We start from the raw sequence: 24,762 nt of genomic DNA, 5'->3' as shown, positions 1-24,762 counted from the left end.
TTGCCACGTCGCGAGATGTTGAGACCATGCAGACGCGTCGGCCAAGGTTGAGAAGAAACGCGCCCGGCTCAATCGCGTGAGGCGGGCACTGGCCACGTCCCGCCAGTGTCCCGGAATTTGTACTTTCATACTGGTCGTACACTCGGGCGATTGTCGGATCGATTTTCCTCGGAATGCCGGGGGAGTTCGAGGCCATCCCCCCTTGAGCCCCACCCCGATTCGTGCGACCTCCGCCCCAGCAAAACCCCTCATCTCGAGCCCTCGATGCACATTCTCCTGCTCGGTTCCGGCGGCCGCGAACATGCGCTGGCGTGGAAGATCGCAGCCTCTCCCCTGGTGACCAAATTCTGGTGCGCGCCCGGCAATGCCGGCATCGCCAGGGAGGCGGAGTGCGTGGCGCTCGATGTCGCCGACCATGCCGCTGTGATCGAGTTCTGCAAGACGAACGCGGTCGAGCTCGTGGTGGTCGGGCCGGAGACGCCGCTCGCGGCCGGTATCGTCGATGATCTCGCTGGCGCCGGCATCAAGGCGTTCGGGCCGAGCAAGGCGGCGGCGCAGCTCGAAAGCTCGAAGGGGTTCACCAAGGCGCTGTGCACCGAGTTCGGCATTCCCACGGGCGCCTATAAGCGCTTCACCAAGGCCGATGACGCGCGCGCCTATGTGCAGAGCCAGGGCGCGCCGATCGTGATCAAGGCCGACGGCCTTGCCGCCGGCAAGGGCGTCGTGGTCGCCAAGACCGTGCGCGAGGCCGAGGACGCCATCGCCATGATGTTCGAGGGCGCCTTCGGCGAGGCCGGCGCCGAGGTCGTGATCGAGGAGTTTCTGCCGGGCCGCGAGATCAGCTTCTTTGCGCTGTGCGACGGCGAGACCGCGATCCCGCTGGCCTCCGCGCAGGACCACAAGCGCGTGTTCGACCATGACGTCGGCCCGAACACCGGCGGCATGGGCGCCTATTCGCCGACGCCGCTGGTCACGCCCGCCATCCACGACGCGATCATGGCCAGGATCATCCTGCCGACGGTCTCGGGCATGAAGCAGCGCGGCACGCCGTTCCGCGGCGTGCTCTATGCCGGCATCATGCTGACGACGCAGGGGCCGAAGCTGTTCGAGTTCAACGTCCGCTTCGGCGATCCCGAGTGCCAGGTCTTGATGCTGCGCATGATGAGCGACATCGTGCCGGCCTTCCTTGCGGCTTGTGATGGGCAGTTGAAGCATTTCGATCTGCGCTGGCATCCGGAATCCGCGCTCACCGTGGTGATGGCCGCGAAGGGCTATCCCGGCGACTACCAGAAGGGCACGCGCATCGAGGGGTTAGAGGAGGCCGCCAAGGTCGACAATGTCGAGATCTTCCACGCCGGCACGGTGGCCAAGGACGGCGCGATCCTCGCCAATGGCGGCCGCGTGCTCAATGTCTGCGCGCTGGGAGCGACCGTCACCGAGGCGCAGGCCCGCGCCTACCAGGCCGTCGACCGCATCCGCTGGCCGGACGGTTTTTGCCGCCGCGATATCGGTTGGCAGGCGGTGGAGGCCGAGAAGGCGCAAAATTAGCCTCGTCATTCCGGACGGCGCGCCAAACGCGCCGATCCGGAATCTCGACATTTGGCGTCACTGCGCCGCCACATCCGCACGCCAGAATGTGCAAGCAGCAGTTGGGGTTAGTTGCCCCGACGATAATACCGGTACTGTGCATGGGGTTGTTTTCGACATTTTTTGTGTCGAGCCCCCGGGACTGACCAACAAGGATGCAACAAGATGTCCGATCTCGCCGACCTCTATCCGGGCTTTGCCGCCGAATGGATCGATACCTCGTTCGGCCGCATCTTCGCCCGCGTCGGCGGCAAGGGCCCGCCGCTGCTGCTCCTGCACGGCTTCTCCGAGACCCACGTGATGTGGCACCAGGTGGCGCCTGAGCTTGCGGAAGCCTTCACGCTGATCATCGCCGATCTGCCGGGCTACGGCTGGTCCGACATGCCCGCCAGCGATGCGCTGCACATCCCCTACAGCAAGCGCGCCATGGCGAAAGCCATGGTCGAGGTGATGGAGCGGCTCGGCCACGTGCATTTCGCGCTCGCCGGCCACGACCGCGGCGGCCGCGTCTCCTATCGGCTCGCGCTCGACCATCCCGGCCGGCTGTCGAAGCTCGCCGTGCTCGATATCCTGCCGACCTATAATTACTGGGAGCGGATGAACCGCGCCTACGCACTGAAGATCTATCACTGGACCTTCCTAGCGCAGCCCTATCCGCTGCCGGAGACGCTGATCGCAGGGCAGGGCGAGTTCTTCCTGCGCTTCAAGATGGCGAGCCAGACCAAGTCGAAGACGCTGGATGCGATCGACCCGCGCGCGCTCGAGCACTACCTCGCCCCGTTCCGCGATCCCGCCCGCATCCACGCGATGTGCGAGGATTACCGCGCCGGCGCCTATTTCGACTACGACCTCGACAAGGCCGATTTCGAGGCCGGCAAGAAGATCACCGTGCCGATGCTGGCGTTGTGGGGCAATGCCGGCGTCGCCCAGGCCGCCGCGACGCCGCTCGACACGTGGAAGCAATGGGCGACCAACGTCGACGGCATGCCGGTGGATTCGGGGCACTTCCTGACGGAGGAGAATCCGGAAGCGACCGCGAAGGCGCTGCGCGAGTTCTTCCTGGCAGGCTAGCGCCGCTCCCGAAAAAACTCCTTGAGCAGGCGCGCCGCCTCGCTCTCGCCGACACCGGAATAGACGTCCGGCGCGTGGTGGCAGGTCGGCGAGGCAAAGAACCGCACGCCCGATTCCACCGCGCCGCCCTTGGGGTCGGCCGCGCCGTAATAGAGCCGCCTCACCCTTGCAAACGAGATCGCGCCCGCACACATGGTGCAGGGCTCCAGCGTCACGTAGAGGTCGCAGTCGACCAGGCGCTCGCTGCCGATCTTTTTCGCCGCCTCGCGCAGCGCAATGATTTCGGCGTGTCCGGTGGGGTCGTAATCGGTCAGTGTCCGGTTGGCGGCCGTGGCGATCACCTCGTGATTCCGGACCACCACGCATCCGATCGGAACTTCGCCCGCCTTTCCGGCATTTTCGGCCGCCAGAAGCGCCAAATCCATGAAAGAGGGGGCTTTCAAGCCTCGTATCATCCGAAGAAACCTGCTAGTAGCTGCGCCTTCAGCAGAAGTGCTCAACCGAATTTGCCTGAGCCCTGCGGCTCGGAACGAGCGCGCACAATGCTCATCGCGCCACTTCCCTAAGTGAGATTATTTCATGCCTCGCGACAGCGACAAAGACAACGATTCCCGCGGCCGGCGAGGCCCGGCCAAAGGCGGCCGCAGCGGCAAGCCGCGCGGGCCTGAGAAGAAATTCGCCAAGCGCGGCTTCGCGGGCAAGGGCGAGCGCGACAGCCGCCCGCCCCGTGGCGACCGTGACAGCCGCCCATTCCGCCGCCGCGAGGAGGGCGACGCACCGCGCCGCGATTTCAGTGACCGTCCCCGCTTCAAGCGCGACGACCGCGGCAGCGAGGGCCGCGGCGAGCGCAGCTTCAAGCCGCGCGGCGATCGTCCGAAATTCGCTCGTGACGAGCGCGCTCCACGTGGCGAGCGCAGCGAGCGGCGTTTCGAGGACCGCAAGTTCTCGCGGGGCGGTGCGGATCGGCCGCGCAAGGATTTCGGCCGCGACCGCGATTTCCGGGATCGCAAGGGCGACCCGGGAGATCGCAAGCGCAGCTTTGGCGATCGCCCGCGCGATCGCGGCGAGCGCGGCGATTCCAAGCCGTGGCAGAAGCGCGAGGCGGGTCCGCGCGGTGACCGCCCGCGCAAGAGCTTCGACAAGGATTTCGGCGGCCGCGATCGCGGCGAGGAGAAGCCCTGGCGTCAGCGTGACGACCGCCGTGAGGGTGGCCGCGGCGACGACCGTCCGCGTTTCTCCCGGCGCCGCGACGAGGGCGATGACCGCCCGCGTTTCTCGCGCCCGCGCGAGGAGCGCGCCGGTGACGATCGTCCACGCTTCAACCGCTCGCGCGAGAAGCGGCCCGAAGGCCGCATGGACTGGCAGGAGCATCCGCGCAGCGAGGGCCGCTTCCGCGATCGTCCGCGCCGCGACAACGAGGACGACAGCAGGATCTTCGAGAAGCGTCCCGCCTTCGGCGGCCGCGGCGCCTACCGCGAGCGCGATCGCGATTTCGAGGGCCGGCCGCGCCGAGACGAGGCGCCGAAGCCGAAGAAGGCCGGCGAGCGCATTGCCAAGGTGCTGGCCCGCGCCGGGCTCGCCTCGCGCCGCGACGCCGAGGAGATGGTCACGCAGGGCCGCGTCACCGTCAACGGCCGCGTCATCAATTCGCCGGCGCTCGACGTCACCAGGAACGACGTCGTCATGGTCGACGGCAGGCCGTTGCCGGAGCGCGAGCGCACGCGGCTGTTCCTCTACCACAAACCCCGCGGACTGATGACGACGCATGACGACCCCGAGGGCCGACCGACCGTGTTCGACAATCTGCCGGAAGGCCTGCCGCGCCTGATCAGCGTCGGCCGGCTCGACTTCAACACCGAGGGCCTGCTGCTGCTCACGAACGATGGCGGCCTCGCGCGCACGCTCGAGCTGCCCGACACCGGCTGGCTGCGCCGCTACCGCGTCCGCGCCCATGGCGACGTCACCCAGGCGCAGCTCGACGCGCTCAGGAACGGCATCGAGATCGATGGCGTCAAGTATGGTCCGATCGAAGCGACGCTGGAGCGCGACCAGGGCGCCAATGTCTGGCTGGTGTTTGCGATCCGCGAAGGCAAGAACCGCGAGGTCCGCAACGTCTGCGCCCATCTCGGCCTCGAGGTGAACCGGCTGATCCGCGTCTCCTACGGTCCGTTCCAGCTCGGCGAGATTCCGGAAGGCCAGGTCGAGGAGGTCCGCTCGCGCGTGCTGCGCGAGCAGCTCGGCGACAAGGTAATCGAGAAGTCGGGCGCGCAGTTCGACGTGCCCTCGAAATCAGCTTCGCGCGCCGACGACATACCCGGCGAGAAGAAGCCCGCCAGCAAGCGCGCGGTGATCAACGACCGTAAGGGCCGCCGCGTGCTGGTGCAGCGCACCGGCAGCGAAGAGGCGCGCGAGCGCAACGAGATGGAGGCGAGCGGCTACGGCCCGCCGCGCCGTCCCAAGCGCGGCTATCACGGCAAGCGCGACCTGACGCCGCGGGAGGACTAGCTTTGCGCGTCGTCGGGGGCCGCTTGAAGGGGCGCAATCTCGCCTCACCCTCTTCGCGCGACATCCGCCCCACCGCGGACCGCTTGCGCGAGTCCGTGTTCAACATCCTCGTGCACGCCTATGACGATCCGATTTCGGATGCGCGCGTGCTCGATCTCTTCGCCGGCACCGGCGCACTCGGCATCGAAGCGGCCTCGCGCGGCGCCAAGTTCACGCTGTTCGTCGACAATGGCGCGGAGGCGCGCGCGCTGTTGCGCAACAACGTCGAGGCGCTCGGCCTCGGCGGCGTCACCAAGGTGTATCGCCGCGATGCGACCGATCTCGGCCCCGCGCATCCCGTCGAGCCGTTCTCGCTCGTGTTCCTCGATCCGCCCTACGGCAAGGGCTTTGCGGAGAAGGCGCTCGCGAGTCTGCGCGACGGCGGCTGGCTCACCCCGGGCGCGCTGCTCGTGGTGGAGGAGGCGAAGGCCGCGCAGTTCGTGACGCCGGAAGGTTTCGAGGAACTGGAGCGGCGAGCCTATGACGACACGGAGTTCGTGTTTTTGAAGAGGCCGTAGGTGCGTCACCGCCTTCCGAACAGCTTCTCCACGTCGCTCAGCTTGAGCTCGACATAGGTCGGCCGGCCGTGGTTGCACTGGCCGGAGTTCGGCGTCGCCTCCATCTCGCGCAGCAGGGCGTTCATCTCCTCCGGCCGCAAGCGGCGGCCGGCGCGCACCGAGCCGTGGCAGGCCATGGTGGCGGCGACGTGCATCAGGCGGCGTTCGAGCGGCAGCGCCTCGTCCCATTCGGCCATGTGCTCGGAAAGATCGCGCAAGAGGCCCCCCGCGTTGGTCTTGCCGAGCAGCGACGGCGTCTCGCGCACCGCGACCGCGCCGGGGCCGAAGGATTCGATGGCGAGGCCGAACGACGCCAGCTCCTCGCTGCGCTCGAGCAGGCGCTCCACAATGGCCTCGTCCATCTCGACGATCTCGGGGATCAGCAGGATCTGCCGCTGCACGCCGTTCGTAGCGAGCGCGGCCTTCAGCCGCTCGTATACGATGCGCTCATGGGCGGCATGCTGGTCGACGATGATCAGGCCGTCGCGGGTCTGCGAGACGATGTAGGTCTCGTGGATCTGGGTGCGCGCCGCGCCGAGCGGGCGATCGACGAGGTCGGCGACCGGCTGCGTCTCGATCCGCACGTCAGCACTGGGCGCGCCGACGTCGAAGGCGGCCTGCGCGCGCTCGGCGAACGCTGGCGCGGCGGCGCCTTCGAACGACGGCATCGGAGTTGATGGCGAAGCTCGCCAGTCCCAGCTCGCCGGACGTGGCGGCATGAAAGCGGGCCGGAACGAAGACAGCGCGCTCTCGCCGCTGTTGGCGGCGGTGCGGCGGCCCTCGCGCGCCAGCGCCTCCTTCAATCCGTGCACGATCAGCGCGCGGACGAGACCGGCATTGCGGAAGCGCACCTCGGTCTTGGCCGGATGCACGTTGGCGTCCACCTCGCGCGGGTCGAGCGTGACGAACAGCGCCAGCACCGGATGGCGATCGCGCGGCAGATAGTCGGAATAGGCCGCGCGCACGGCGCCGAGAATGAGCTTGTCGCGCACCGGCCGGCCGTTGACGAAGAGATATTGGCCGAGCGCGTTGGCCTTGGTCAGCGCCGGGGCAGCCGCATAGCCGGCGACGACGACGCCGTCGCGCTCGGCATGGACCTCGATGGCGTGGCTGCGGAAGTCCGCGCCGAGAATGTCGCCGAGCCGGGTCAGGCGACCGGCGGCACCGGGCAGCGCGGCGGCCCAGGTCACCGGCGCGCGCTCCTCCCCGGCGAGCGTGAAGGCGATGTCGGGGCGCGCCATCGCGAGGCGCCGCACCACTTCGCGGATGGCTTCCGCCTCGGTGCGGTCGGTCTTCAGAAACTTGAGCCGCGCCGGCGTCGCATAGAAGAGATCGCCAACCTCGACGCGCGTACCATGTGCGAGCGCGGCCGGCATGATCTCGGATTTCTCGCCGCCTTCGACCGACAGCGCCCAGGCGTGCGGCTCGCTGGCGTGCCGCGTGGTGATGGAGAGGCGCGCCACCGCGCCGATCGAGGGCAGGGCCTCGCCGCGAAAGCCGAGGGTGCGGATTTGCAGCAGGTCCTCGTCGTCGAGCTTGGAGGTGGCATGGCGCTCGACGGCGAGCGCAAGGTCTCTTGCGTTCATGCCGCCGCCGTCGTCGGTGATGCCGATCCGCCGCCGCCCGCCGCCGTCGGTGAAGACGTCGATCCGGCTCGCCCCGGCATCGATGGCGTTCTCGACCAGTTCCTTGACCACACTCGCCGGACGTTCGACCACCTCGCCGGCGGCGATGCGGTTAACGATCTGTTCGGGAAGTTGGCGGACGGGCATGGGCTCACTCGGCGAATGTCCCAGTCTAATGCCGCCTCGCAACAAATGCATGGGGAAGGTCACACTTCCCACATACCAGATGTGGGAAATCCCGAGCTTCGGGCAGTTCCAACGAATGCGGCGGTGTCGGCGCGCCGCCGCATATGAGGAGCACAATTCCGCGAAAGCGCCGCGAAAACCCTAAACGATCACCACACGGCGAGGCTTGCATCACACCGCGCCGTTCGAAGTCTCTACGCGGTGAACCGGTCCGGTGCAGGCGAACGGTGCAGAAGGCAGCCGTACCGTTCATCGCGACATTCCAGGAGAAATGGATGAAGTTGGTGAAGACCTCTGCGATCGCTTGCGCTCTCGCGGCCCTCGTTGCAACGCCCGTTCTCGCCCAAGGCACCTCGTCCGGGACGAAGCCTGGCGGCACCGTACAAAGCAAGCCCATGCAAGGCGCCGCGCCAGGCAGCGAGGATGAGGATCTCGGTGCCCAGCAGGGCGCTGCCGGCGAGAAGGTCGGCATGAAGTCGAGCAAGGGCACGAAGGGGGCCGTCGGAACCACCGGCAGCGCGACGCGCAAGGGCACCGCGGACGATGCGGCGACCGGCGGTGCTGCGGCCGGCAAGCGCTACTGACGCCAGCTTGCGAACGGCAACCTCCGGCCGCGCGTGCGACCGGAGGTTTCTTCGTATCAATCGTCGAAGCTCCGGCCGCGGCCGGCCTTGATGTCGCTGCGCCGTTTCTTGCCCTCGAGCCGGCGCTGTTTGGAGGCGAAGGTCGGCCGCGTCGCCCGCCGCGGCGTCGGCCGCACCATGGCCTCCTTGAGGATCTCGACGAGACGGTCGATGGCATCCTGACGGTTGCGCTCCTGGGTGCGAAAGCGCTGGGCGTGGATCACGATCACGCCGTCCTTGGTCATGCGCTGGCCGGCAATCCGGGCGAGGCGCAGCGCCGCGTCTTCAGGCAAGGTCAGCTTGCGGGTGTCGAAGCGCAGCTGCGCGGAGGTTGCGACCTTGTTGACGTTCTGCCCGCCCGGGCCGGAGGCGCGGACAAAGCCGATCTCGATGTCGTCCTCGTCGATGACGAGATCGCGGGATATCCGCAGCATGCTGGCACCATTCGTGATGTCAGGACATACCGCGGACATCCGCCGTCAGCAATGGCGCTGCCGCGAAACGCAAATGGCCGGGATGGACCCGGCCATTCAGGAAACGTCGAGAAAAGAGGTTAGTTCGACTTCGTCGCCGGAGCAGCGGCCGGTTGCGCGGCGGCCTGCGGGGCCCGGCCGACGACGACGGTCAGCAGCCCCTGGCCCCAGAGCCGCTTGGCGGCCGCCTTGGCATCGTCCAGCGTCACGGCGTCGACGATGGCGTTGCGCTTCTCGATATAGTCGATCGGCAGCTGGTCCTGCTGATATTGCAGCAGCGCCTGCGCCAGCTTGGACGAGGTGTCGAGCGCCAGCATCTGCGAGCCCTTGAGGTACGACTTCGCCTCATCGAGCTCCTTCTGCGTCGGGCCCTCCTCGGCGATGCGGCGCACCTCCTGTTCGATGGCCTCGATGGTGTCGCCGGCGCGGTCGGCGCGGGTGCCGGTGTTGCCGATGAAAACCGCCGAGTGCTGCATCCAGAGCAGCGACTCGTACACCGAATAGGCCAGTCCGCGCTTCTCGCGCACCTCGCGATAGAGCCGGGACGACAAGCCGCCACCGCCGAGGATGTGGTTGACGACATAGGCCGCCATGAAGTTCGGGTCACTCCGCTTCACGCCGGGTCCACCGAAGGTGATCACCGTTTGCGGCACGTCCAGCGTCACGAAGGCGCGTTGCGGCGGCTTTGCGGCCTCGACATCGGGCACTGGTGTCAGATTGGCCTTGGCCGGCAGGCTGCCGAACGTGTGGTCGAGCAATTTGCCGAGCGTCGCCGGATCGACATCGCCGACCACGGCGATCTTCAGGCCGTCCTTGGCGAGGACACGGCCGACATAATTCCTCAGGTCGGCAACCGTGATGGTCGGCACGCTATCGAGCTTGCCGTTGCTCTGCCGGCTGTAGGGGTGATCGCCGAACGCGACCTCCAGGAATTTGCGGCTCGCCAGCGAGGTCGGATTAGTGGTCTCGCGGCGCAGGCCCGAGATGACCTGCGAGCGAATGCGTTCGACGTCGGCCGTGTCGAAATGAGGCGAGGTCAGCGCCATCCTGAGCAGGTCGAAGGCCTCGTCCTTGTTGTCACGCAGCATGCGCAGGCTGCCGCGGAAGGTGTCGCGGGTGGCGCTGAAGGAAAGCTCGATGGCGCGGCGGTCGAGCCGTTCATGGAACGTCTTGGAATCGAGATCGCCGGAGCCTTCGTCGAGGAGATCGCCGACCAGGTTGGCGACACCGGGCTTGTCCTTGGGATCCTGCGCCGAGCCGCCGGCGAAGGAATATTCCATCGCGATCAGCGGCACGGTTGCGTCCTGCACGAACCAGGCTTCGATGCCGCCCGGCGAGATTAAATGCTGGATCTTTGCGGCGGCCTGCGACGGCGAGGCCGCAGAGAATGCGAGGACCGCGCCGGCGGCAACGGAGAATGCAACGCGTCGAAGGAAGGAATAGGTCACGAGCGCTTCTCCTCGCGCTTGGCGGTTGCAGTGTCCTTGATCAGGTAGCCCGTCACCGAGCGCTTCTTCTCGAGCCATCTCTGCGCAACGGCGCGGACCTGCTCGGCGGTGACGGCGCGGATGCGATCGGGCCAGCTCCTGATGTCCTCGATCGACAGGCCCGTGGTCAGTGCGCCGCCGTACCAGCGCGCCAGCACAGCCTGGTTGTCCTGGGCGTAGATCGCTTCGGCGATGAGCTGGGTCTTGACGCGCTCCAGATCCTCCGCGCGGATCGGGTTCTGCGCCACGTTGGCAATGACGCCGTCGACCGCCTGTTCCACTTCGGCGAAGCTGACGCCGGGTTTCGGCGCAGCCGAGATCGCGAATTGGGTCGGGTCGAGCGAGATGCTCGAATAGCTGGCGTTGGCGGAGACCGCGAGCGGCTTGTCGACCACGAGGGCGCGGTAGAGATAGGAATTGCTGCCGCTGCCCATCAGCTGCGCCAGCACGTCGAGTGCCGCGCTCTCGCCGGCCGCGGCCGTGGTTGCCGAGGGCACGAGATAATAGCGTCGCATGTTCGGCTGCTCGACGCGCGGATCGGCCAGCGTGACGGCGCGCGGGGCGGCAGGCTCCGGCTCCTGCGGACGAATGCGCCGCGGCGGGATCGCGGGCTGTGCCGGAATCGAGCCGAAATTGCGCTCGACCAGCGGGCGGATTTCGTCGGCGTCGACATCGCCGGCGATCACCAGGATCGCATTGTTCGGTGCATAAAAGCGACGATAGAAGGCGAGCGCATCCTCGCGATCGAGCTTCTCGATCTCCTGATGCCAGCCGATCACCGGCCGCCCGTAGGGATGGTTGAGATAGAGCGCGGCCATGATCTGCTCGTTCAACCGCGCATCCGGGTTGTTGGCGACGCGCATATTGTACTCTTCGAGCACGACGTCGCGCTCGGGCAGCACGTTCTCGTCCTTGAGGACGAGGCCGGTCATGCGGTCGGCCTCGAACTCCATCATGGTCGGCAGCTGCTCTTTCGGCACGCGCTGATAGTAGTTGGTGTAGTCGACCGAGGTCGAAGCGTTCTCGTTGCCGCCGACGCGCAGCACGGTCTGGGAGAATTCGCCGGCCGGATGCTTCGAGGTGCCCTTGAACATCAGATGCTCGAGGAAGTGCGCGAGGCCGGACTTGCCGGGCGTCTCGTCGGCCGAGCCGACCTTGTACCAGATCATCTCGGTCACGACGGGGGTGCGGTGATCCGGGATGACGACGACCTGCATGCCGTTGGGAAGCGTGAAGCTGGCGGGCGGAGCCGATGTCACCGTGGTCTGGGCAAGGGCGGCGCCGGCCGAAAGGACACTGGTCGAAAGCAGCGCGGCAAGGAGGCAGGCAGCCGTTCGGTAAGAGGACATCATGATCCCTAATGAAATGCCGAGGCCGGATCTCCGGCTCGGCGGGCACGGCATGCTACACCGTGCGGCTGAAGCTTCGCGTCACGAAGCAGAGAACGCTATCAACTCGGGAGCAGCCAGCAGCTGCGTGGGGTGCCGGCAGCAGCTGGGCGCCTGCCCAGATGTTGGAGCGGGGCAGGAGCGTTATTGCTGCTTCTCTTTGCCGGATAGGACGTCGAAATAGGTTCGCTTCGAATTATCCGGTCCGGAGCCGTAGGCGTAGTTCGGCGACGGCGTCTGATATCCCGGCGGCGGCTCCACGAGCGATTGGCGTGGCGGTTCCGACGTAAACGGCTTCGACTCGGCCTCGTTCCCTTTGAACAGCTTCCATAGCCCGCCCGTATATCCGAGTTGGGCGGGGCTGAGGGTTGGATTGGCGGTGTTGGTGCCTGGCTGGACCGGATCATTGCTGGTCTTCTCGGCGGCCGCCGTCCTGTGAGCGTTCAACTCGGCGGGCGACAGCGGCTGGGCGTTCTTCCAGTACTCCGCTGCCTTGTTGCCGGACTTCTTCCGCTGGGCGATAGCTTCCTTCCGGCGCTTCTCGTCAGGGTCCTTCGGCCAGTTTGGCGCGGCCGCGGCCTCGGTTGCGGCAGGCGGCGGCAGGTCGAGCTTGGGCGGCACGACCAGCGGCGAGCGCTCGCGGTACTCGATGCCGGGCTTCTCCATGCTCTTGGCGCCAAGGCCGGTCATCAGGTTGTCGATGAGCTTTTCTTCGAAGGTCATGTCGTCGTCGTCATCGTCAGCAGCGCGGGCGGCGCCGCTCGACATGACGAGACCGATGCCGAGCGCGACGGCGGACAATTTCAGTGCCCGCCTGACCTCCGAATGGGAGCCTCGAACCATCGAACCGCTGGTCTTCGCGCTGCGCATCACCGTACCTGTTTCAAATTGTGGCAGATTGCCGCTCGCACGCGGCTCCAACCCTCGCAAAACCCGAGTTCCACCTGCCCGTCCGTATCGGCCGGGATCAGGGCGCTTTTGCGGCGGGTACCCCCAGGAAGGAATCATACAATAGCGCTGCCACCCCAGCAACGATGGCCACGTCCGCGAGGTTAAACACATACCAATGATAGGTATTTCCCGCGATCTCGATGTGGAACAGGGCGAAATCCACCACCGCGCCATAGGCCAGGCGGTCGATGCCATTGCCGATGGCGCCGCCGATGATCAGGCCGAGCGCGACGGTCGCGAGCACGGTCTGCGAGCGCGCCATCCAGATCGCCAGCGCCACCACGGCGATGGCCTTGACCGCCATCAACGCGAGCTGCGCCGCCTGACTGTCGTTCTGGAGCCAGCCGAAGCTGATGCCGATGTTCCAGGCCAGCACCAGGTCGAAGAACGGCGTGACCCGCACCGCGCCGCGACGGGCGAGGTCGAACACGTTCAGGAGCCATAGCTTCGAGGCCTGGTCGGCCACGAGCGTGACCATGGCCGCGAGGATGCCGGCGCGGAGCGGGGTCATGGCCGGCCGATCAGACACTCACCCCCCGCGCCTTCCATTCGCGCAGCGCCTGGGCGTCGCGCGGGGTGACGTCGGGGTATTCAGGATCCTCGCCGACCGACGGCGAAATCTTCCAGGAGCGGGCGCATTTGGTGCCGACCGCCTTCTCCACCACGACCGCGACGCCGGGTACAGCATCGAGGCGGAACGCCGAGGCCGGCGCCTCGCCTTCCCGCACCTCGTAGTTGGAGGTGATGCAGACCTCAGCCAGATCGATGTCGAACAGGGTCGCCAGCATGCCGCGATCGGCGACATAGATCACCGGCGATGCCTCGAGCGAGGAGCCGATGTTCTTGGCGGCGCGTTCCAGCTCGAGCGCGCCGGTGACGACGCGACGCACGTTGCGGATCGTCTCCCATTTCGCGGCGAGCTTGTCGTCGCGCAAGGCTTCGAGATCGGTCGGGAACAGCGTCAGATGCACGGACGGCTCGGCGTCGGGCCGGTACATGCGCCAGGCTTCCTCCGCGGTGAAGCTGAGGATCGGCGCCAGCCATTTCAGGATCGAGGCGCACAACAGGTCGATCGTCGTCAGCGCCGCCTTGCGCGTCAGCGACGAGGGCGGATCGCAATACAGCGTATCCTTGCGGATGTCGAAATAGAACGCGGAGAGTTCGCTGTTCAGGAAGGCGGACAGGATCGCGACCACGGTCTTGTAGTCGAACTCCCGATAGGCCTTGCCGATCGCAGCGGCGCGCACCGCGAGCTCGTGCAGCATCAAGCGCTCCAGCTCGGGCATCTCGGCGGGCGCGACTGCGTCGGCCGGCTTGTAGTGATGCAGCGTGCCCAGCATCCAGCGCACGGTGTTGCGCAGCTTGCGATAGGTCTCGACGGTGTTTTTCAGGATCTCGGGCCCGATGCGCTGATCGTCAGTGTAGTCGCAGGACGCGACCCAGAGTCTTAGGATGTCGGCGCCGGACTCCCTGATGACGGCCTGCGGTTCGATGGTGTTGCCGAGCGACTTCGACATCTTGCGGCCGTCCTCGGCCTGGGTGAAGCCGTGGGTCAGCACGATGTCGTAAGGCGCGCGGCCGCGCGTGCCGCAGCTTTCCAGCAGCGAGGAGTGGAACCAGCCGCGGTGCTGGTCCGAGCCTTCCAGATACATCACCGTGTCGGCGCCGCCGTCGACCTTGCGCCTGATGCCTGACAGCCCTGGGAAATGCACGGGATCTTCCAGCACGAAAGCGTGGGTGGAGCCGGAATCGAACCAGACGTCGAGAATGTCGTCGACCTTCTGCCAGTCTTCGTTCGCGCGGGGGCCGAGGAAGCGTTCGCGCGCGCCCGTCGCGTACCAGGCATCGGCACCTTCCTTCTCGAAGGCTTCGCCGATGCGCGCATTGACAGCCTCGTCCTGGAGGATCTCGGCGGAGCCGTCGCCCTTCTCGCGCACGAACACGGCGATCGGCACGCCCCAGGCGCGCTGGCGCGAGATCACCCAGTCGGGGCGCGCCTCGATCATGCCGTTGATGCGGTTCTCGCCCGATGGCGGCACCCATTGCGTCACCGAGATCGCGTGCAGCGCGCGGGCGCGCAGCGTGTCGCCGCTCTTCGTCTTGCCGTCCACCGCCATGTCCTTATCCATGGCGATGAACCATTGCGGTGTGTTGCGGAAGATCACCGGCTTCTTGGAACGCCAGGAGTGCGGATATTGATGCTTGAGCCGGCCGCGCGCGAGCAGCATGCCTCTGTCGACGAGCGCCTTGATCACGGCCTCGTTGGCATCGCCCTTCTCGCCCTTGTCGGTGATGACGCGCTTGCCGGTGAAGCCCGGCGCGTGATCGGTGTAGGCGCCGTTCTCGTCGACGGTATAGGGGATCGCGGTGTTGATGCCGCGCGCGTCGAGATCGCGCGCCTCTGCCATCCAGGCATCGAAGTCCTCGCGGCCATGGCCGGGCGCCGTGTGCACGAAGCCGGTGCCGGTGTCGTCGGTGACGTGATCGCCGGGCAGCAGCGGCACGATGAAGTCGTAGCCACCACCGACGCCCTTGAGCGGATGGGCACACTCGATCGCGTCCATGGTGTCGCCGGGGACCTCGCGGACCTTCTCATATGCCGTCACGCGCGCCTGCTTGAAGACGTCTTCCGCGAGGGTGTCGGCGAGAATGAGGAGGTCGCCGGCCTTGGCCCAATTGTCGGCGGGGGCGTCCGTCACCTTGTAGAGGCCATAGGCGATCTTCGGCGAGAACGAGATGGCGCGATTGCCCGGCAGCGTCCAGGGCGTAGTGGTCCAGATCACGACGCTTGCCGAGGCGAGCGCACCGTGTGCGGGCGAGGTTACCGGGAATTTCACCCACACCGTATCGGAAGTGTGGTCCTCGTACTCCACCTCGGCTTCGGCCAGCGCCGTCTTCTCGACCACGCTCCACATCACCGGCTTGGAGCCGCGATAGAGCGTGCCGTTGGCGGCGAACTTCATCAGCTCGCGCGCGATCTGGGCTTCGGCCGGATAGCTCATGGTGGCGTAGGGATGATCCCAATCGCCGATGACGCCGAGGCGCTTGAACTCCTCGCGCTGCACGCCGAGCCAGTGCGTGGCATAGGCGCGGCACTCCCGGCGGAAATCGATCATCGCGGCGCTGTCGCGGAAGTCGGGCTTCTGCTTGCCCTTCTTGCGATAATGCTCCTCCTCGACCTTCCACTCGATCGGCAGGCCGTGGCAGTCCCAGCCCGGCACGTAGTTGGAATCGAAGCCGAGCATCTGCTGGCTCTTGGTGACGAGATCCTTCAGGATCTTGTTCAGCGCGGTGCCGATATGGATGTTGCCGTTGGCGTAGGGCGGGCCGTCATGCAGCACGAACTTGGCGCGGCCCTTCGCACTCTCGCGCAGCTTCTCGTAGAGGCCGATCTCGTACCAACGCTTGAGGATCTCCGGCTCGCGCTGCGGCAGGCCGGCGCGCATCGGGAATTCGGTCTGCGGCAGGAACAGGGTCTTCGAATAGTCTTTGGCTTCAGACTTTGGGGACTTTTGCGGCTTTTCGGACATGAGGCTGACTGGCTCGGAAAGGGCGCGGAAAACGGATGGCGATGCGGAATCGCGGGCGAAACGACGAAATCCCGGTCTTGCGCCGAGCCTTCAGGCTCAGGCGGAAGCCGGGCCGCTAATCCCTATGATGCGCCGCGCAAACATGGCTCTCCATAGCAGGGGGGCGGAGGAAGCGCAAAGGTCCGGGTGGCCCGGTTTCGCCTCTCAATCGATCACGCCCAGCCGCGGAAACGCGTCCGGGGCGGCGGCGAGGATGGCGCGGGCGCGGGCGGAATCGTCGTCCATCTGGCGGATCAGGGCCTCTAGACCATCGAATTTCAGCTCCTCGCGGATGAAGCCGATGAAGGCGCAGTCGAGCGCCTGCCCGTAGAGGTCGCCCTTGAAGTCGAACAGGAAGATTTCGAGGAGCGGGGCGCCATTGTCGAAGGTCGGCCGGCGGCCGAAGCTGGCCACGCCGTCCAGGCGCTCGGTGCCGCGGCCGACCCGCACCGCGTAGATGCCGTGCTTGAGGCCGCAATTGGCGTCCAGGCGGATGTTGGCGGTGGGATAGCCGAGGTCGCGGCCGCGCTTTTCACCATGGATCACCTCGCCGGTGATGAACCAGGGCGCGCCGAGCATGGTCGTGGCCTCGTCGAGCTGGCCCTCGGCGAGGGCGATCCGGATCGCGCTGGAGGAGACCGGCCGCTCGTCGATATCGACATGCGGCTGGACGTCGACCTCGATGCCGAGCCGGGGCGCCTCGTTGACCAGAAGGCTCGGGGAGCCGACACGGCCCTTGCCGAAATGGAAGTCGTAGCCGACCGCAATACCGCTGACGCCGAGCCGCCCGATCAGGTCATGGTGAATGAAATCTTGCGCGCTGGTTCCGGCACGGGCCTTGTCGAAGGTCATGACCACGGCGCCCGCAAGCCCGGTGCCGGCCAGAAGCCGCAGCTTGGCCCGCTCGTCCGTCAGGCGGAATTGCGGAGTGTTGGGGCTGAAAAACCGCCGCGGATGCGGCTCGAAGGTCAATGCCAGCGCAGGGCGGCCATGCGCCCTGCCCATCTCCAGGGCAGCCGCGATGACAGCGCGATGGCCGAGGTGAACGCCGTCGAAATTGCCCATGGCGACCACGGCGCCCCTTGGAATCGCGGAATCCGGCGTTGTATCGCGGATGACGGTAAAAGGCGGAGCCATCAGGGGAATTCTCGAACCGGGCAGGACCGGCCCGGACCGTGGCGCGACCGGCCCTGCGAAGTCAAGCGGCGGGGCGGGCAGACATTGAACATGATTTCAGTCCTTCGGAGCTGCCCGCAGTTAACGCGCTGTTTAAGGCCTTGATGCTAGTCCTTGAGGCGTGGAACTGCCGGGCGCCGGCCCGGCAGGTCCGATCGTAATATTCCTGGGTTTGCGTTGGGGGAGTCGAGATGGCGGTTGATTTGTCGATGCCGGTTCTGGTGGTGGATGACTACAGCACCATGATCCGTATCATCCGGAATCTGCTGAAGCAGCTTGGCTTCGAGAACATCGATGATGCCAGCGACGGTTCGGCCGCGCTGAACAAGATGCGCGGCAAGAAGTACGGGCTCGTGATCTCCGACTGGAACATGGAGCCGATGACGGGGTACGACCTGTTGCGCGAAGTCCGCGCGGATCCGAACCTCGCCACCACGCCCTTCATCATGATCACGGCCGAATCCAAGACCGAGAACGTGATCGCGGCCAAGAAGGCCGGCGTGAACAATTACATCGTCAAGCCGTTCAATGCGGCGACGCTGAAGACCAAGATCGAGGCGGTCTTCCCGGACATGGCGAGCGCGTGAGCGCGTTCGTGTCCCGGACAAGGCGCGGCACGTCAGTGACGCGACGCTGAGCCGGGACCCAGTCTTTCTCACGACGTCCCTTGCGACTTCTGGGCCCCGGCTCTGCCGCTCTTCGAGCTGCGTCCGGGGCACGATATTTCTACCACTTCAATTCGCGCATCAGGGCCTTCGGCGGATGGCCGAACAGCTCCATCACCGAATTCGGGTCGAGCTGGTCGAGGCCCTCGAACTCCTCGGCATGGATGCCGCGGGTGACGAACAGGCAGTCGATGCCGAATTCGCGTGCGCCGGTGAGGTCGGTGCGGACGGAATCGCCGATCGCCAGCACCTTCTTGCGATCGATCTGATGGCCTTGGCGTTCGCCGGCCAGCGTCATGGCGCGCTCGTAGATCGGCCGGTGCGGCTTGCCGTAGAAGATCACCTCGCCGCCGAGCTCGCGGTAGAGCTCGGCGATCGCGCCCGCGCAATAGATCAGCCGGTCGCCGCGTTCCACCACGATGTCGGGATTGGCGCAGACCAGCGTCAGCTTGCGCTCGCGTGCCTTCAGCATCATGCCGCGATAGTCTTCCGCGGTCTCGGTCTCGTCGTCGTAGAGGCCGGTGCAGACGATGTAATCGGCTTCCTCCAGCGGCGCGGTCACTGCATCGAGCCCGCGATAGATCGAGTTGTCGCGCTCGGGGCCGAGCCAGAACATCTTGCGGCCGGGATGCTCGGCGACATAGAGCCGCGTCAGGTCGCCTGAAGATACGATCGCGTCATAGGTCTCATCGGGGACGCCGAGCTTGCGCAATTGCCGCTGCACGGAGTCGGCCGGGCGCGGCGCGTTGGTGATCAGGATGACCGTACCGCCGCGGCTGCGATAGGTGTGCAGCGCCTCGCAGGCTTCGGGGAAGGATTCCAGCCCGTTATGGACCACGCCCCAGATATCGCTCAGCACGACCTCCACGCCGCCCACGAGCTCGCGCAGGCCTTCAGCAAAGTGCAGCGTGGTCATGACGTGCGCGGCCGATCAGATGCGGCGCGCGAGCGCTGCGTTACCGGTGATGCGTTGGGGCGGAGGCGCCGAAGAGGTCGCGCCTGAGCTGGGTGTGGCTGAGCCATTGGATCCCTGAATGTCGTGCGCCTGGTTCGGCGAGGCCCCGCCGGTAGCAGATGCCCCTTCGGGCCGCAATGGCCGGGGCGGTGCGAACAGGAAGCCCTGTCCAAACCGCACGTCATAGTCGAGCAGGTCGACCACGGCGCGCTCGCCTTCGATCCGTTCGGCGATCAGGTCGATGCCGAAGCGGCCGAGCAGGTCGGAGAGGTCGGAAGGGTGGATGTCGGAGGCAGAGGCCTGCTTGGGATCGAGCAGCAGCGCGGCCGGCACCTTGATGAAGCGGACCCCGCGATCGGCCAGCTCGCGCGGCTCGATGCGCAAATCCGTGACATGGTCGATCGAGAAGCGGAAGCCGCGCTGGGCCAGCGCCGCGAGATTTTCAGTCTCGGCCGGACCGAGATTGCGGAAGGTCGACTGCTTGAACTCCAGCACCAGCGAGGGCGCCAGCGCGCGGTTGGCTTCGAGGAAATCGAGGCATTGCGCAAACGTTGTGGAATTGCCGAGCGTGGAGGCCGCGACGTTGCAGAACACGCCGACGTCCTTGTTGCGCACCATCAGGCGCCGCAGCACCTGCACACAGCGGAGCATCACCATGTTGTCGATGCGCCCGATCAGCCCAGAGGCTTCCGCGATGCTGATGAACTCTTCGGCGGCGATCAGCTGGTCGCGCTCGTCGCGCAGGCGCGTCACCGCCTCGTAGAACCGCACCTTGCGCTGCGGCAGCGTCACCATCGGCTGCAGGAAGATATCGATGCGGTTCTCGTCGACCGCATTGCGCAGCGTCGCCAGCAACTGGGTCTGGTTGCGCCCATTGGCGGTCTGAACCGGGGTGGCGGCCTGGACCTGGACCGGCGGCGCCGGCCGTGGCGGGGGCTGCGGAAGCGGAGGAGTAGCGACTGGCTTCTGCTCGAAGGGGGCAGCCAGGTCGATCGGCGTTTCCGGCTCGGGCCTCGGGGCGGGCGCTGGCGCCGGCGTGTTGCCGGCCAGCAGATCCTCATGGGCCGCCACGGTGGTGGCGAGCTGCCTGACCAATCCGCCGAGTTCGTTGATCTCGCCGATGACCGACTGGATGCGGTCGGAATTGGTTGAATTGGACGAGGCGATGCGGCTCTCGACCGCAGCCAGCCGGCGGCCGAACTCGGCCACCTGGCGGGCGAGGTCGGCGGTGCCGCGGGAGAGGTCGGCGATCTGGCCGCCGACATCGCTGCGGTCGCGCAGCCGCATCGACACCGCGTTGTAGAGGATCAGGAAGGTCAGCGCGGTCAGCGCCACGATCGCCGATTCCGTTCCGCTGATGCCGGCGACCGAATAGAGCACGAGCCCGAGCGAGGCCGCGACCAGGACCATGCAGATGGCAATGAAGATCGTTGAAATGCGAATCATGCCGCGCGTTATGCCTTTAAGAGCTGACTGCCTCACTCGGGAAAACACGGGTCGCGCTCGACTCCGTGACGCCTGATGCTTCCCAAGCATCGATGAGCCTAACATCATTGTTGATTCGAGGGGATAGTGGCTGTTTCGCAGCCCGGTCCGTCCGCCGCCGAGAGCTTTCCAGGCAGCGGCTGCGAAACCTCCCACGGCCTCCGCCCCAATGCGGAAATCAAGACGCTCTCAGCGGAAAATCATGCCGCCCTCAAGGCCAGCGAGCCGCATGCGCCCTATCGTCCCGGCGTTTTCAACCGCAGGAGATTGCCATGTCGACATCCGCCGCGCTCAAGCCAGCCGCCTCCCAACCCGATCTTGCCGCCGTCAAACAGCGCCAGCACGGTGCCTGGTCCTCGGGCGATTATGCCGTGGTCGGCACCACCTTGCAGATCGTCGGGGAACAGCTCTGTGAGGCCATCGACTTGCGCGCCGGCAGCAAGGTGCTGGACGTCGCGGCGGGCAACGGCAATGCGACGCTGGCGGCGGCGCGGCGCTGGTGTGACGTCACATCGACCGACTACGTGCCGGAGCTGCTCAAACGCGGGCGCGAGCGCGCCATGGCCGAACACCTCGCCGTCGAGTTCCGCGAGGCGGATGCCGAGGCGCTGCCGTTTGCGGATGCCGCCTTCGACGTCGTGCTCTCGACTTTCGGCGTGATGTTCACACCGGATCAGGACAAGGCCGCTTCCGAGCTCGCGCGGGTCTGCAGATCCGGCGGCAAGATCGGCCTTGCCAACTGGACGCCGCAAGGCTTCATCGGCCAGCTGTTCAAGACCATCGGCAAGTACTTGCCGCCGCCGGCGGGGGTGAAATCGCCCGCGATGTGGGGCACGACGGCACGGCTCGAGGAGATGTTCGGCGCCGTGGCTGCGGATATCGCCGCCGAGCCGCGCATGTTCGTGTTCCGCTATCGCTCGCCGGACCACTGGCTCGACATCTTCAAGACCTTCTACGGCCCCACGCTGAAGGCGTTTGCTGCGCTCGACGCGAACGGGCAGGCCGCGCTGACGCGCGATCTCCTGGCGCTGCTCGAAGAGTTCAACCACGCCAATGACGGCACGATCGTGGTGCACAGCGAATATCTGGAAGCCGTGATCACCAAGCGCTGATCGCGCCCGAGATGCGGTCAGGCCGGCCTCGGGCCTGACCGCCGCCAAATCAACCGGCCGATTAAAATGGCGCAGCCGCGCCGACCGTGTCGGCGGAGACGGCGTCCCGGGTGCCGAGCGGCTTCGGCTGCCCTGTGGTCGTGTCCTTCAGCGTCTGCCGCTCGATCTCCGAATTCAGCTCGGCGCCGAACATGATGACGATCGCCGACATCCACATCCACATCATCAGGCCGATCGCCGCGCCCAGCGAGCCGTAGGTCGCGTTGTAATTGGCGAATTCCGAGAGATACCAGGACAGCAGGGCAGAGCCTGCGATCCAGAGGATCGCGGCCGTCACGGCGCCGAGGCTCAGCCATTGCCAGCGCGGCGCGTCGCGGCTGGGCGCGAAGCGGTAGAGGATGGCGAGTGCGACCAGCAGGATGACGAACAGCAGCGGCCATCGTGCCAGTGCCACGATCAGCTTGCTTTCCGGCGCCATGCCGAGATGGTTGAGCGCAAGCGGGAAGGCGACGACGGCTCCCACCATCAACAGCAGCGCCACGATTCCGCCGACGGTGAAGGCCAGCGAGACCATGTTCAGCCGGATGAAGCTGCGCTTCTCGCGTTCCTCATAGGCGACGTTGAGGGCGTCGAAGATCGCCTTGACGCCGGCATTGGCGCTCCAGATCGCAAGCAGCAGGCCGACCAGGAAGGTGACGCCGAGCGTCGTATTGCCGTTCGACACCACGCGCGCGACCTGGTCCTCCACGATCTGGAACGAACCCTCGGGCAGCATGGTCGCAAGCGTCTGCAGGTTGGCGCTGATCGTGGCGGGATCGGCGAACAGGGCATAAGAGGAGACAAGCGCGGTGACTGCGGGGAACAGCGCGAGCAGCCCGAAGAAGACGACGCCGCCCGCCGTCGCGAGCAAGCGGTCCTCGTCGATGCGCTGATAGGTGCGCCAGAAGATATCCTTCCAGCCCACCCAGGGGATCTCGAGCGGGCTTTTCGCCCGGCGGCCGCGGCCCGGCTGCATCGCCGCACCGGCCGGGTGCGTTTCCGGGGAATTCGCTTCGCCGTTGCGATGGTCTTGCGGAGGCCCCGGCCTCGCCAGGGCCGATTCCTGAAAGTACCGCTCCGCGGTCAGCACGAACACGGCCGTCGCCGCGACCAGCAGCCAGGAATCGATCCGGGAGTCGATCTGGTCGGAGCGCCGCGCCAGCATCACGCCTCCAGACTGTGCCTGTTGCGTCTCCGCCGGGCGGCCGTCAGCCCGACCAGGCCGACCGCCGCGAGCATCAGGCCGAGCTGCACGGGACGGTTGGCGCGGGCCGGCCAGGTCTTGATGCCGCCGCGCTCGCCGGGTGCGAGCGGCGCGAGGGGAATTGTCGTTGCGACCTCCTTCACCGCCTCCTTGACCGTTCCCCTCGGGATCCGGGGCGTGGCAACCGCCACGCGTAGGCGGCTCGCGAGCGGCACCACCGGCTTGGCCTTGCGTCTCATCTGAGCCATCGCCACCCCGGCACAGATCGCAGCCAGCACCAGCAGCACTGCGGCAACGGCGCCAAATCCCCAGAATTGCCCGTAGGTGATCCCGACCCAGCGGTACAAGGCGATCAGCCCGACGAAAAATGCCGCGATCACGAACAGGCCGGCGACCGCGAACAGCCCGCCAGCCACCGCGTAAGATGTCACCTTGCCCGTTGCCTGGCTGGTCTGGTCACGCAGATAGGATTGAGCAGCGCGTTTGACGTGATTGAGCTTGAGCGCCATCCCGGCGCGCAGCAATTCGCCCGATGGCGCGAGCATGCGGACATCCTCCCAAGAATTAGAAAATTCGTCGGGGGATGAACGTGGCGATATTTGACTTGTTCCGAAGAGGCGTGATCGGCCACGATGAATCAGCCGAGATCGGCGGCTGCGATCCAGAACACCTCGCCCTCGGAATCTTCGGTGTCCAGCCAGAGCAGCGGCAGTTCCGGAAAGGCCTCGTCGACCAGCTCGCGGCCGCGGCCGATCTCGCAGATCAGCCCGCCATCCGCCGTCAGGTGATCGGGCGCATCGCGCAGGATCCGGCGCACCACGTCGAGACCGTCGGCGCCGCCGTCGAAGGCAAGCTTCGGCTCGGCCCGGCATTCCGGCGGCAATGCGGCCATGCCCTCGGCATCGACGTAGGGCGGATTGGAGATGATCAGGTCGTATCTCTTGCCGCCGAGCGGGGCGAACAGGTCGCCGCGATAGAGGCTGATGCGGTCCTCGAGCGCGTATTCGCCGACATTGCGCGCCGCGACCTCGAGGGCGCCCTTGGAGATGTCGACCGCGTCGACGGTGGCGTTCGGGAAATGATGCGCGGCGAGGATCGCAAGGCAGCCCGAGCCCGTGCAGAGATCAAGCACGCGCTCGACCGCCGTCGGGTCGTCGATCAGCGATCCGGCCTCGCCGTCGGCGCCGAAATGCGACTCCAGGAGCTCGCCGATGAAGGAGCGCGGAACGATGACGCGCTCGTCGACATAGAAGGGCAGGCCCCGCATGTAGATCTTGTTGACGAGATAGGCGGCCGGTTTGCGCGTCGTGACGCGCTGATGGATGAGATCGAGGATGCCCTTGCCTTCAGCGGCGGTGACGCGCGCGTTGGCAAAGGTATCGAGCTGCTCAGGATGCAGGTGCAGCGCCTCGCAGACCAGGAACGCGGCTTCCGCCACCGGATCGGTCGTGCCGTGGGCAAAGGCGAGCTTGGCCTCGACGAAGCGGCTCACGGCATAGCGGACGAAGTCGAGCAGCGTGAGAAGCTCGCCGGGTCCCACCCTCGCGAGCTTCGGCGCGGCGCGGCCGCGCGCGGTCTTTTTCGTAACTTTGGCCATCAGGATTTGGTCCAGCGTGCGGCGGCTTCGTCGTCACGGGCATGGGCCTCGACCCAGCCGGTGCCGGTGGCGCTCTCTTCCTTCTTCCAGAACGGCGCGCTGGTCTTGAGATAGTCCATCAGGAACTCGGCCGCCGCGAACGCCGCCTGTCGGTGCTGCGAGGCGGTCACCACCAGCACGATGTTCTGGCCCGGCATGAGGCGGCCGACGCGGTGGATCACCGTGATGCCGTCGAGCGGCCAGCGCGCCATGGCTTCGTCGGCGTGGCGCCTGATCTCTTCCTCGGCCATGCCGGGATAATGTTCGAGCGTCAGCGCGGCAACTTTGGCGCTGTCCTCGTCGGCGCGGCAGATGCCGGAAAAGCTCACCACAGCGCCGATATCGGTCCGGCTGCTCGTCAGGACCGAGATCTCGCGCGCGATGTCGAAATCGTCTTCCTGGATGCGGATGGTGACGGGGCAGGTCATG

The 24,762-nt window shown here is 66.5% G+C and carries 22 protein-coding genes; 7 read left to right on the top strand and 15 right to left on the bottom strand.

What is annotated here, in order from left to right:
• Positions 1–264 precede the first annotated feature (264 nt).
• Entirely contained in the window at positions 265–1,548 is a 1,284-nt protein-coding gene (purD, locus tag HZZ13_RS12365; RefSeq protein WP_197959869.1) for a phosphoribosylamine--glycine ligase, read from the top strand.
• Between the two features lie 204 nt (positions 1,549–1,752).
• Positions 1,753–2,658 carry an alpha/beta fold hydrolase gene (locus HZZ13_RS12360; RefSeq protein ID WP_197959868.1) on the top strand — a complete coding sequence of 302 codons (906 nt, stop codon included), beginning with the start codon at positions 1,753–1,755 and terminating at the stop codon, positions 2,656–2,658.
• Here the strand turns inward: HZZ13_RS12360 and HZZ13_RS12355 are convergent.
• Entirely contained in the window at positions 2,655–3,113 is a 459-nt protein-coding gene (locus HZZ13_RS12355; RefSeq protein WP_197960136.1) for a nucleoside deaminase, read from the bottom strand. The genes HZZ13_RS12360 and HZZ13_RS12355 overlap by 4 nt on opposite strands.
• Before the next feature lie 124 nt (positions 3,114–3,237).
• Between HZZ13_RS12355 and HZZ13_RS12350 the strand changes: the two genes are divergently transcribed.
• Complete coding sequence (locus HZZ13_RS12350) at positions 3,238–5,163, top strand: pseudouridine synthase (protein ID WP_197959867.1); 1,926 nt, start codon at positions 3,238–3,240, stop codon at positions 5,161–5,163.
• Between the two features lie 2 nt (positions 5,164–5,165).
• Complete coding sequence (gene rsmD, locus HZZ13_RS12345) at positions 5,166–5,720, top strand: 16S rRNA (guanine(966)-N(2))-methyltransferase RsmD (RefSeq protein ID WP_197959866.1); 555 nt, start codon at positions 5,166–5,168, stop codon at positions 5,718–5,720.
• Positions 5,721–5,725: 5 nt separating this feature from the next.
• Here rsmD and mutL read toward each other — a convergent pair whose 3' ends face one another.
• Entirely contained in the window at positions 5,726–7,531 is a 1,806-nt protein-coding gene (gene mutL / locus HZZ13_RS12340) for a DNA mismatch repair endonuclease MutL (protein ID WP_197959865.1), read from the bottom strand.
• Between the two features lie 314 nt (positions 7,532–7,845).
• Here mutL and HZZ13_RS12335 point away from each other — a divergent pair, with 314 nt between their 5' ends.
• Complete coding sequence (locus HZZ13_RS12335; RefSeq protein ID WP_197959864.1) at positions 7,846–8,154, top strand: hypothetical protein; 309 nt, start codon at positions 7,846–7,848, stop codon at positions 8,152–8,154.
• Positions 8,155–8,210: 56 nt separating this feature from the next.
• Here HZZ13_RS12335 and arfB read toward each other — a convergent pair whose 3' ends face one another.
• The 7 genes from arfB to HZZ13_RS12300 all read right to left on the bottom strand — a co-directional run bounded on the left by arfB (position 8,211) and on the right by HZZ13_RS12300 (position 17,198).
• A complete protein-coding gene (gene arfB / locus HZZ13_RS12330) occupies positions 8,211–8,627 on the bottom strand; it encodes an alternative ribosome rescue aminoacyl-tRNA hydrolase ArfB (protein WP_027575820.1) in 417 nt (138 codons plus the stop codon).
• Between the two features lie 119 nt (positions 8,628–8,746).
• On the bottom strand, positions 8,747–10,114 hold the full coding sequence (locus HZZ13_RS12325; protein ID WP_197959863.1) for a M16 family metallopeptidase: 1,368 nt from the start codon (positions 10,112–10,114) through the stop codon (positions 8,747–8,749).
• On the bottom strand, positions 10,111–11,502 hold the full coding sequence (locus HZZ13_RS12320) for a M16 family metallopeptidase (protein ID WP_376707033.1): 1,392 nt from the start codon (positions 11,500–11,502) through the stop codon (positions 10,111–10,113). Before HZZ13_RS12320 ends, HZZ13_RS12325 begins: the two co-directional genes overlap by 4 nt.
• A gap of 183 nt (positions 11,503–11,685) precedes the next feature.
• Positions 11,686–12,411, bottom strand: a complete 726-nt coding sequence (locus HZZ13_RS12315) for a hypothetical protein (protein ID WP_197959861.1) — start codon at positions 12,409–12,411, stop codon at positions 11,686–11,688.
• A 97-nt stretch (positions 12,412–12,508) separates the two neighbouring features.
• On the bottom strand, positions 12,509–13,003 hold the full coding sequence (gene lspA, locus HZZ13_RS12310) for a signal peptidase II (RefSeq protein WP_197959860.1): 495 nt from the start codon (positions 13,001–13,003) through the stop codon (positions 12,509–12,511).
• A 10-nt stretch (positions 13,004–13,013) separates the two neighbouring features.
• The gene (gene ileS, locus HZZ13_RS12305) at positions 13,014–16,022 is read right to left on the bottom strand and encodes an isoleucine--tRNA ligase (RefSeq protein ID WP_197959859.1); all 3,009 of its coding nucleotides are present in this window, start codon (positions 16,020–16,022) and stop codon (positions 13,014–13,016) included.
• A gap of 204 nt (positions 16,023–16,226) precedes the next feature.
• Entirely contained in the window at positions 16,227–17,198 is a 972-nt protein-coding gene (locus HZZ13_RS12300; RefSeq protein WP_197959858.1) for a bifunctional riboflavin kinase/FAD synthetase, read from the bottom strand.
• Between the two features lie 230 nt (positions 17,199–17,428).
• Between HZZ13_RS12300 and HZZ13_RS12295 the strand changes: the two genes are divergently transcribed.
• A complete protein-coding gene (locus HZZ13_RS12295) occupies positions 17,429–17,824 on the top strand; it encodes a response regulator (RefSeq protein WP_008567674.1) in 396 nt (131 codons plus the stop codon).
• Positions 17,825–17,963: 139 nt separating this feature from the next.
• Here HZZ13_RS12295 and HZZ13_RS12290 read toward each other — a convergent pair whose 3' ends face one another.
• A complete protein-coding gene (locus HZZ13_RS12290) occupies positions 17,964–18,818 on the bottom strand; it encodes a TIGR01459 family HAD-type hydrolase (RefSeq protein WP_197959857.1) in 855 nt (284 codons plus the stop codon).
• Positions 18,819–18,833: 15 nt separating this feature from the next.
• The gene (locus HZZ13_RS12285; protein WP_197959856.1) at positions 18,834–20,303 is read right to left on the bottom strand and encodes an EAL domain-containing protein; all 1,470 of its coding nucleotides are present in this window, start codon (positions 20,301–20,303) and stop codon (positions 18,834–18,836) included.
• A gap of 311 nt (positions 20,304–20,614) precedes the next feature.
• Between HZZ13_RS12285 and HZZ13_RS12280 the strand changes: the two genes are divergently transcribed.
• A complete protein-coding gene (locus HZZ13_RS12280; RefSeq protein WP_197959855.1) occupies positions 20,615–21,454 on the top strand; it encodes a class I SAM-dependent methyltransferase in 840 nt (279 codons plus the stop codon).
• Between the two features lie 61 nt (positions 21,455–21,515).
• Here the strand turns inward: HZZ13_RS12280 and HZZ13_RS12275 are convergent, their stop codons facing one another.
• The 4 genes from HZZ13_RS12275 to HZZ13_RS12260 form a co-directional block, all read right to left on the bottom strand.
• On the bottom strand, positions 21,516–22,658 hold the full coding sequence (locus tag HZZ13_RS12275) for a YihY/virulence factor BrkB family protein (protein WP_197959854.1): 1,143 nt from the start codon (positions 22,656–22,658) through the stop codon (positions 21,516–21,518).
• Positions 22,658–23,242: a phage holin family protein gene (locus tag HZZ13_RS12270; RefSeq protein WP_197959853.1), complete on the bottom strand. Its 585-nt coding sequence runs from the start codon at positions 23,240–23,242 to the stop codon at positions 22,658–22,660. The genes HZZ13_RS12275 and HZZ13_RS12270 overlap by 1 nt, the downstream gene beginning before the upstream one ends.
• A gap of 92 nt (positions 23,243–23,334) precedes the next feature.
• The gene (gene prmB, locus HZZ13_RS12265; protein WP_197959852.1) at positions 23,335–24,294 is read right to left on the bottom strand and encodes a 50S ribosomal protein L3 N(5)-glutamine methyltransferase; all 960 of its coding nucleotides are present in this window, start codon (positions 24,292–24,294) and stop codon (positions 23,335–23,337) included.
• The gene (locus HZZ13_RS12260) at positions 24,294–24,761 is read right to left on the bottom strand and encodes a molybdenum cofactor biosynthesis protein MoaE (RefSeq protein WP_197959851.1); all 468 of its coding nucleotides are present in this window, start codon (positions 24,759–24,761) and stop codon (positions 24,294–24,296) included. The genes prmB and HZZ13_RS12260 overlap by 1 nt, the downstream gene beginning before the upstream one ends.
• Between the last annotated feature and the right edge of the window lies 1 nt (position 24,762).

Origin of the sequence: Bradyrhizobium agreste (genome assembly GCF_016031625.1) — a bacterium.
GTDB classification, from domain to species: domain Bacteria; phylum Pseudomonadota; class Alphaproteobacteria; order Rhizobiales; family Xanthobacteraceae; genus Bradyrhizobium; species Bradyrhizobium agreste.
This window is presented reverse-complemented; position numbering and strand designations above follow the sequence as displayed.

What these genes read in the sequence shown, in the direction of transcription:
- purD (WP_197959869.1), top strand. Translation starts at nt 265, where the DNA reads ATGCACATTCTCCTGCTCGGTTCCGGCGGCCGCGAACATGCGCTGGCG.
- HZZ13_RS12360 (WP_197959868.1), top strand. Translation starts at nt 1,753, where the DNA reads ATGTCCGATCTCGCCGACCTCTATCCGGGCTTTGCCGCCGAATGGATC.
- HZZ13_RS12355 (WP_197960136.1), bottom strand. Translation starts at nt 3,113, where the DNA reads ATGATACGAGGCTTGAAAGCCCCCTCTTTCATGGATTTGGCGCTTCTG.
- HZZ13_RS12350 (WP_197959867.1), top strand. Translation starts at nt 3,238, where the DNA reads ATGCCTCGCGACAGCGACAAAGACAACGATTCCCGCGGCCGGCGAGGC.
- mutL (WP_197959865.1), bottom strand. Translation starts at nt 7,531, where the DNA reads ATGCCCGTCCGCCAACTTCCCGAACAGATCGTTAACCGCATCGCCGCC.
- HZZ13_RS12335 (WP_197959864.1), top strand. Translation starts at nt 7,846, where the DNA reads ATGAAGTTGGTGAAGACCTCTGCGATCGCTTGCGCTCTCGCGGCCCTC.
- arfB (WP_027575820.1), bottom strand. Translation starts at nt 8,627, where the DNA reads ATGCTGCGGATATCCCGCGATCTCGTCATCGACGAGGACGACATCGAG.
- HZZ13_RS12320 (WP_376707033.1), bottom strand. Translation starts at nt 11,502, where the DNA reads ATGTCCTCTTACCGAACGGCTGCCTGCCTCCTTGCCGCGCTGCTTTCG.
- HZZ13_RS12315 (WP_197959861.1), bottom strand. Translation starts at nt 12,411, where the DNA reads ATGCGCAGCGCGAAGACCAGCGGTTCGATGGTTCGAGGCTCCCATTCG.
- lspA (WP_197959860.1), bottom strand. Translation starts at nt 13,003, where the DNA reads ATGACCCCGCTCCGCGCCGGCATCCTCGCGGCCATGGTCACGCTCGTG.
- ileS (WP_197959859.1), bottom strand. Translation starts at nt 16,022, where the DNA reads ATGTCCGAAAAGCCGCAAAAGTCCCCAAAGTCTGAAGCCAAAGACTAT.
- HZZ13_RS12300 (WP_197959858.1), bottom strand. Translation starts at nt 17,198, where the DNA reads ATGGCTCCGCCTTTTACCGTCATCCGCGATACAACGCCGGATTCCGCG.
- HZZ13_RS12295 (WP_008567674.1), top strand. Translation starts at nt 17,429, where the DNA reads ATGGCGGTTGATTTGTCGATGCCGGTTCTGGTGGTGGATGACTACAGC.
- HZZ13_RS12290 (WP_197959857.1), bottom strand. Translation starts at nt 18,818, where the DNA reads ATGACCACGCTGCACTTTGCTGAAGGCCTGCGCGAGCTCGTGGGCGGC.
- HZZ13_RS12285 (WP_197959856.1), bottom strand. Translation starts at nt 20,303, where the DNA reads ATGATTCGCATTTCAACGATCTTCATTGCCATCTGCATGGTCCTGGTC.
- HZZ13_RS12280 (WP_197959855.1), top strand. Translation starts at nt 20,615, where the DNA reads ATGTCGACATCCGCCGCGCTCAAGCCAGCCGCCTCCCAACCCGATCTT.
- HZZ13_RS12275 (WP_197959854.1), bottom strand. Translation starts at nt 22,658, where the DNA reads ATGCTGGCGCGGCGCTCCGACCAGATCGACTCCCGGATCGATTCCTGG.
- HZZ13_RS12270 (WP_197959853.1), bottom strand. Translation starts at nt 23,242, where the DNA reads ATGCTCGCGCCATCGGGCGAATTGCTGCGCGCCGGGATGGCGCTCAAG.
- prmB (WP_197959852.1), bottom strand. Translation starts at nt 24,294, where the DNA reads ATGGCCAAAGTTACGAAAAAGACCGCGCGCGGCCGCGCCGCGCCGAAG.
- HZZ13_RS12260 (WP_197959851.1), bottom strand. Translation starts at nt 24,761, where the DNA reads ATGACCTGCCCCGTCACCATCCGCATCCAGGAAGACGATTTCGACATC.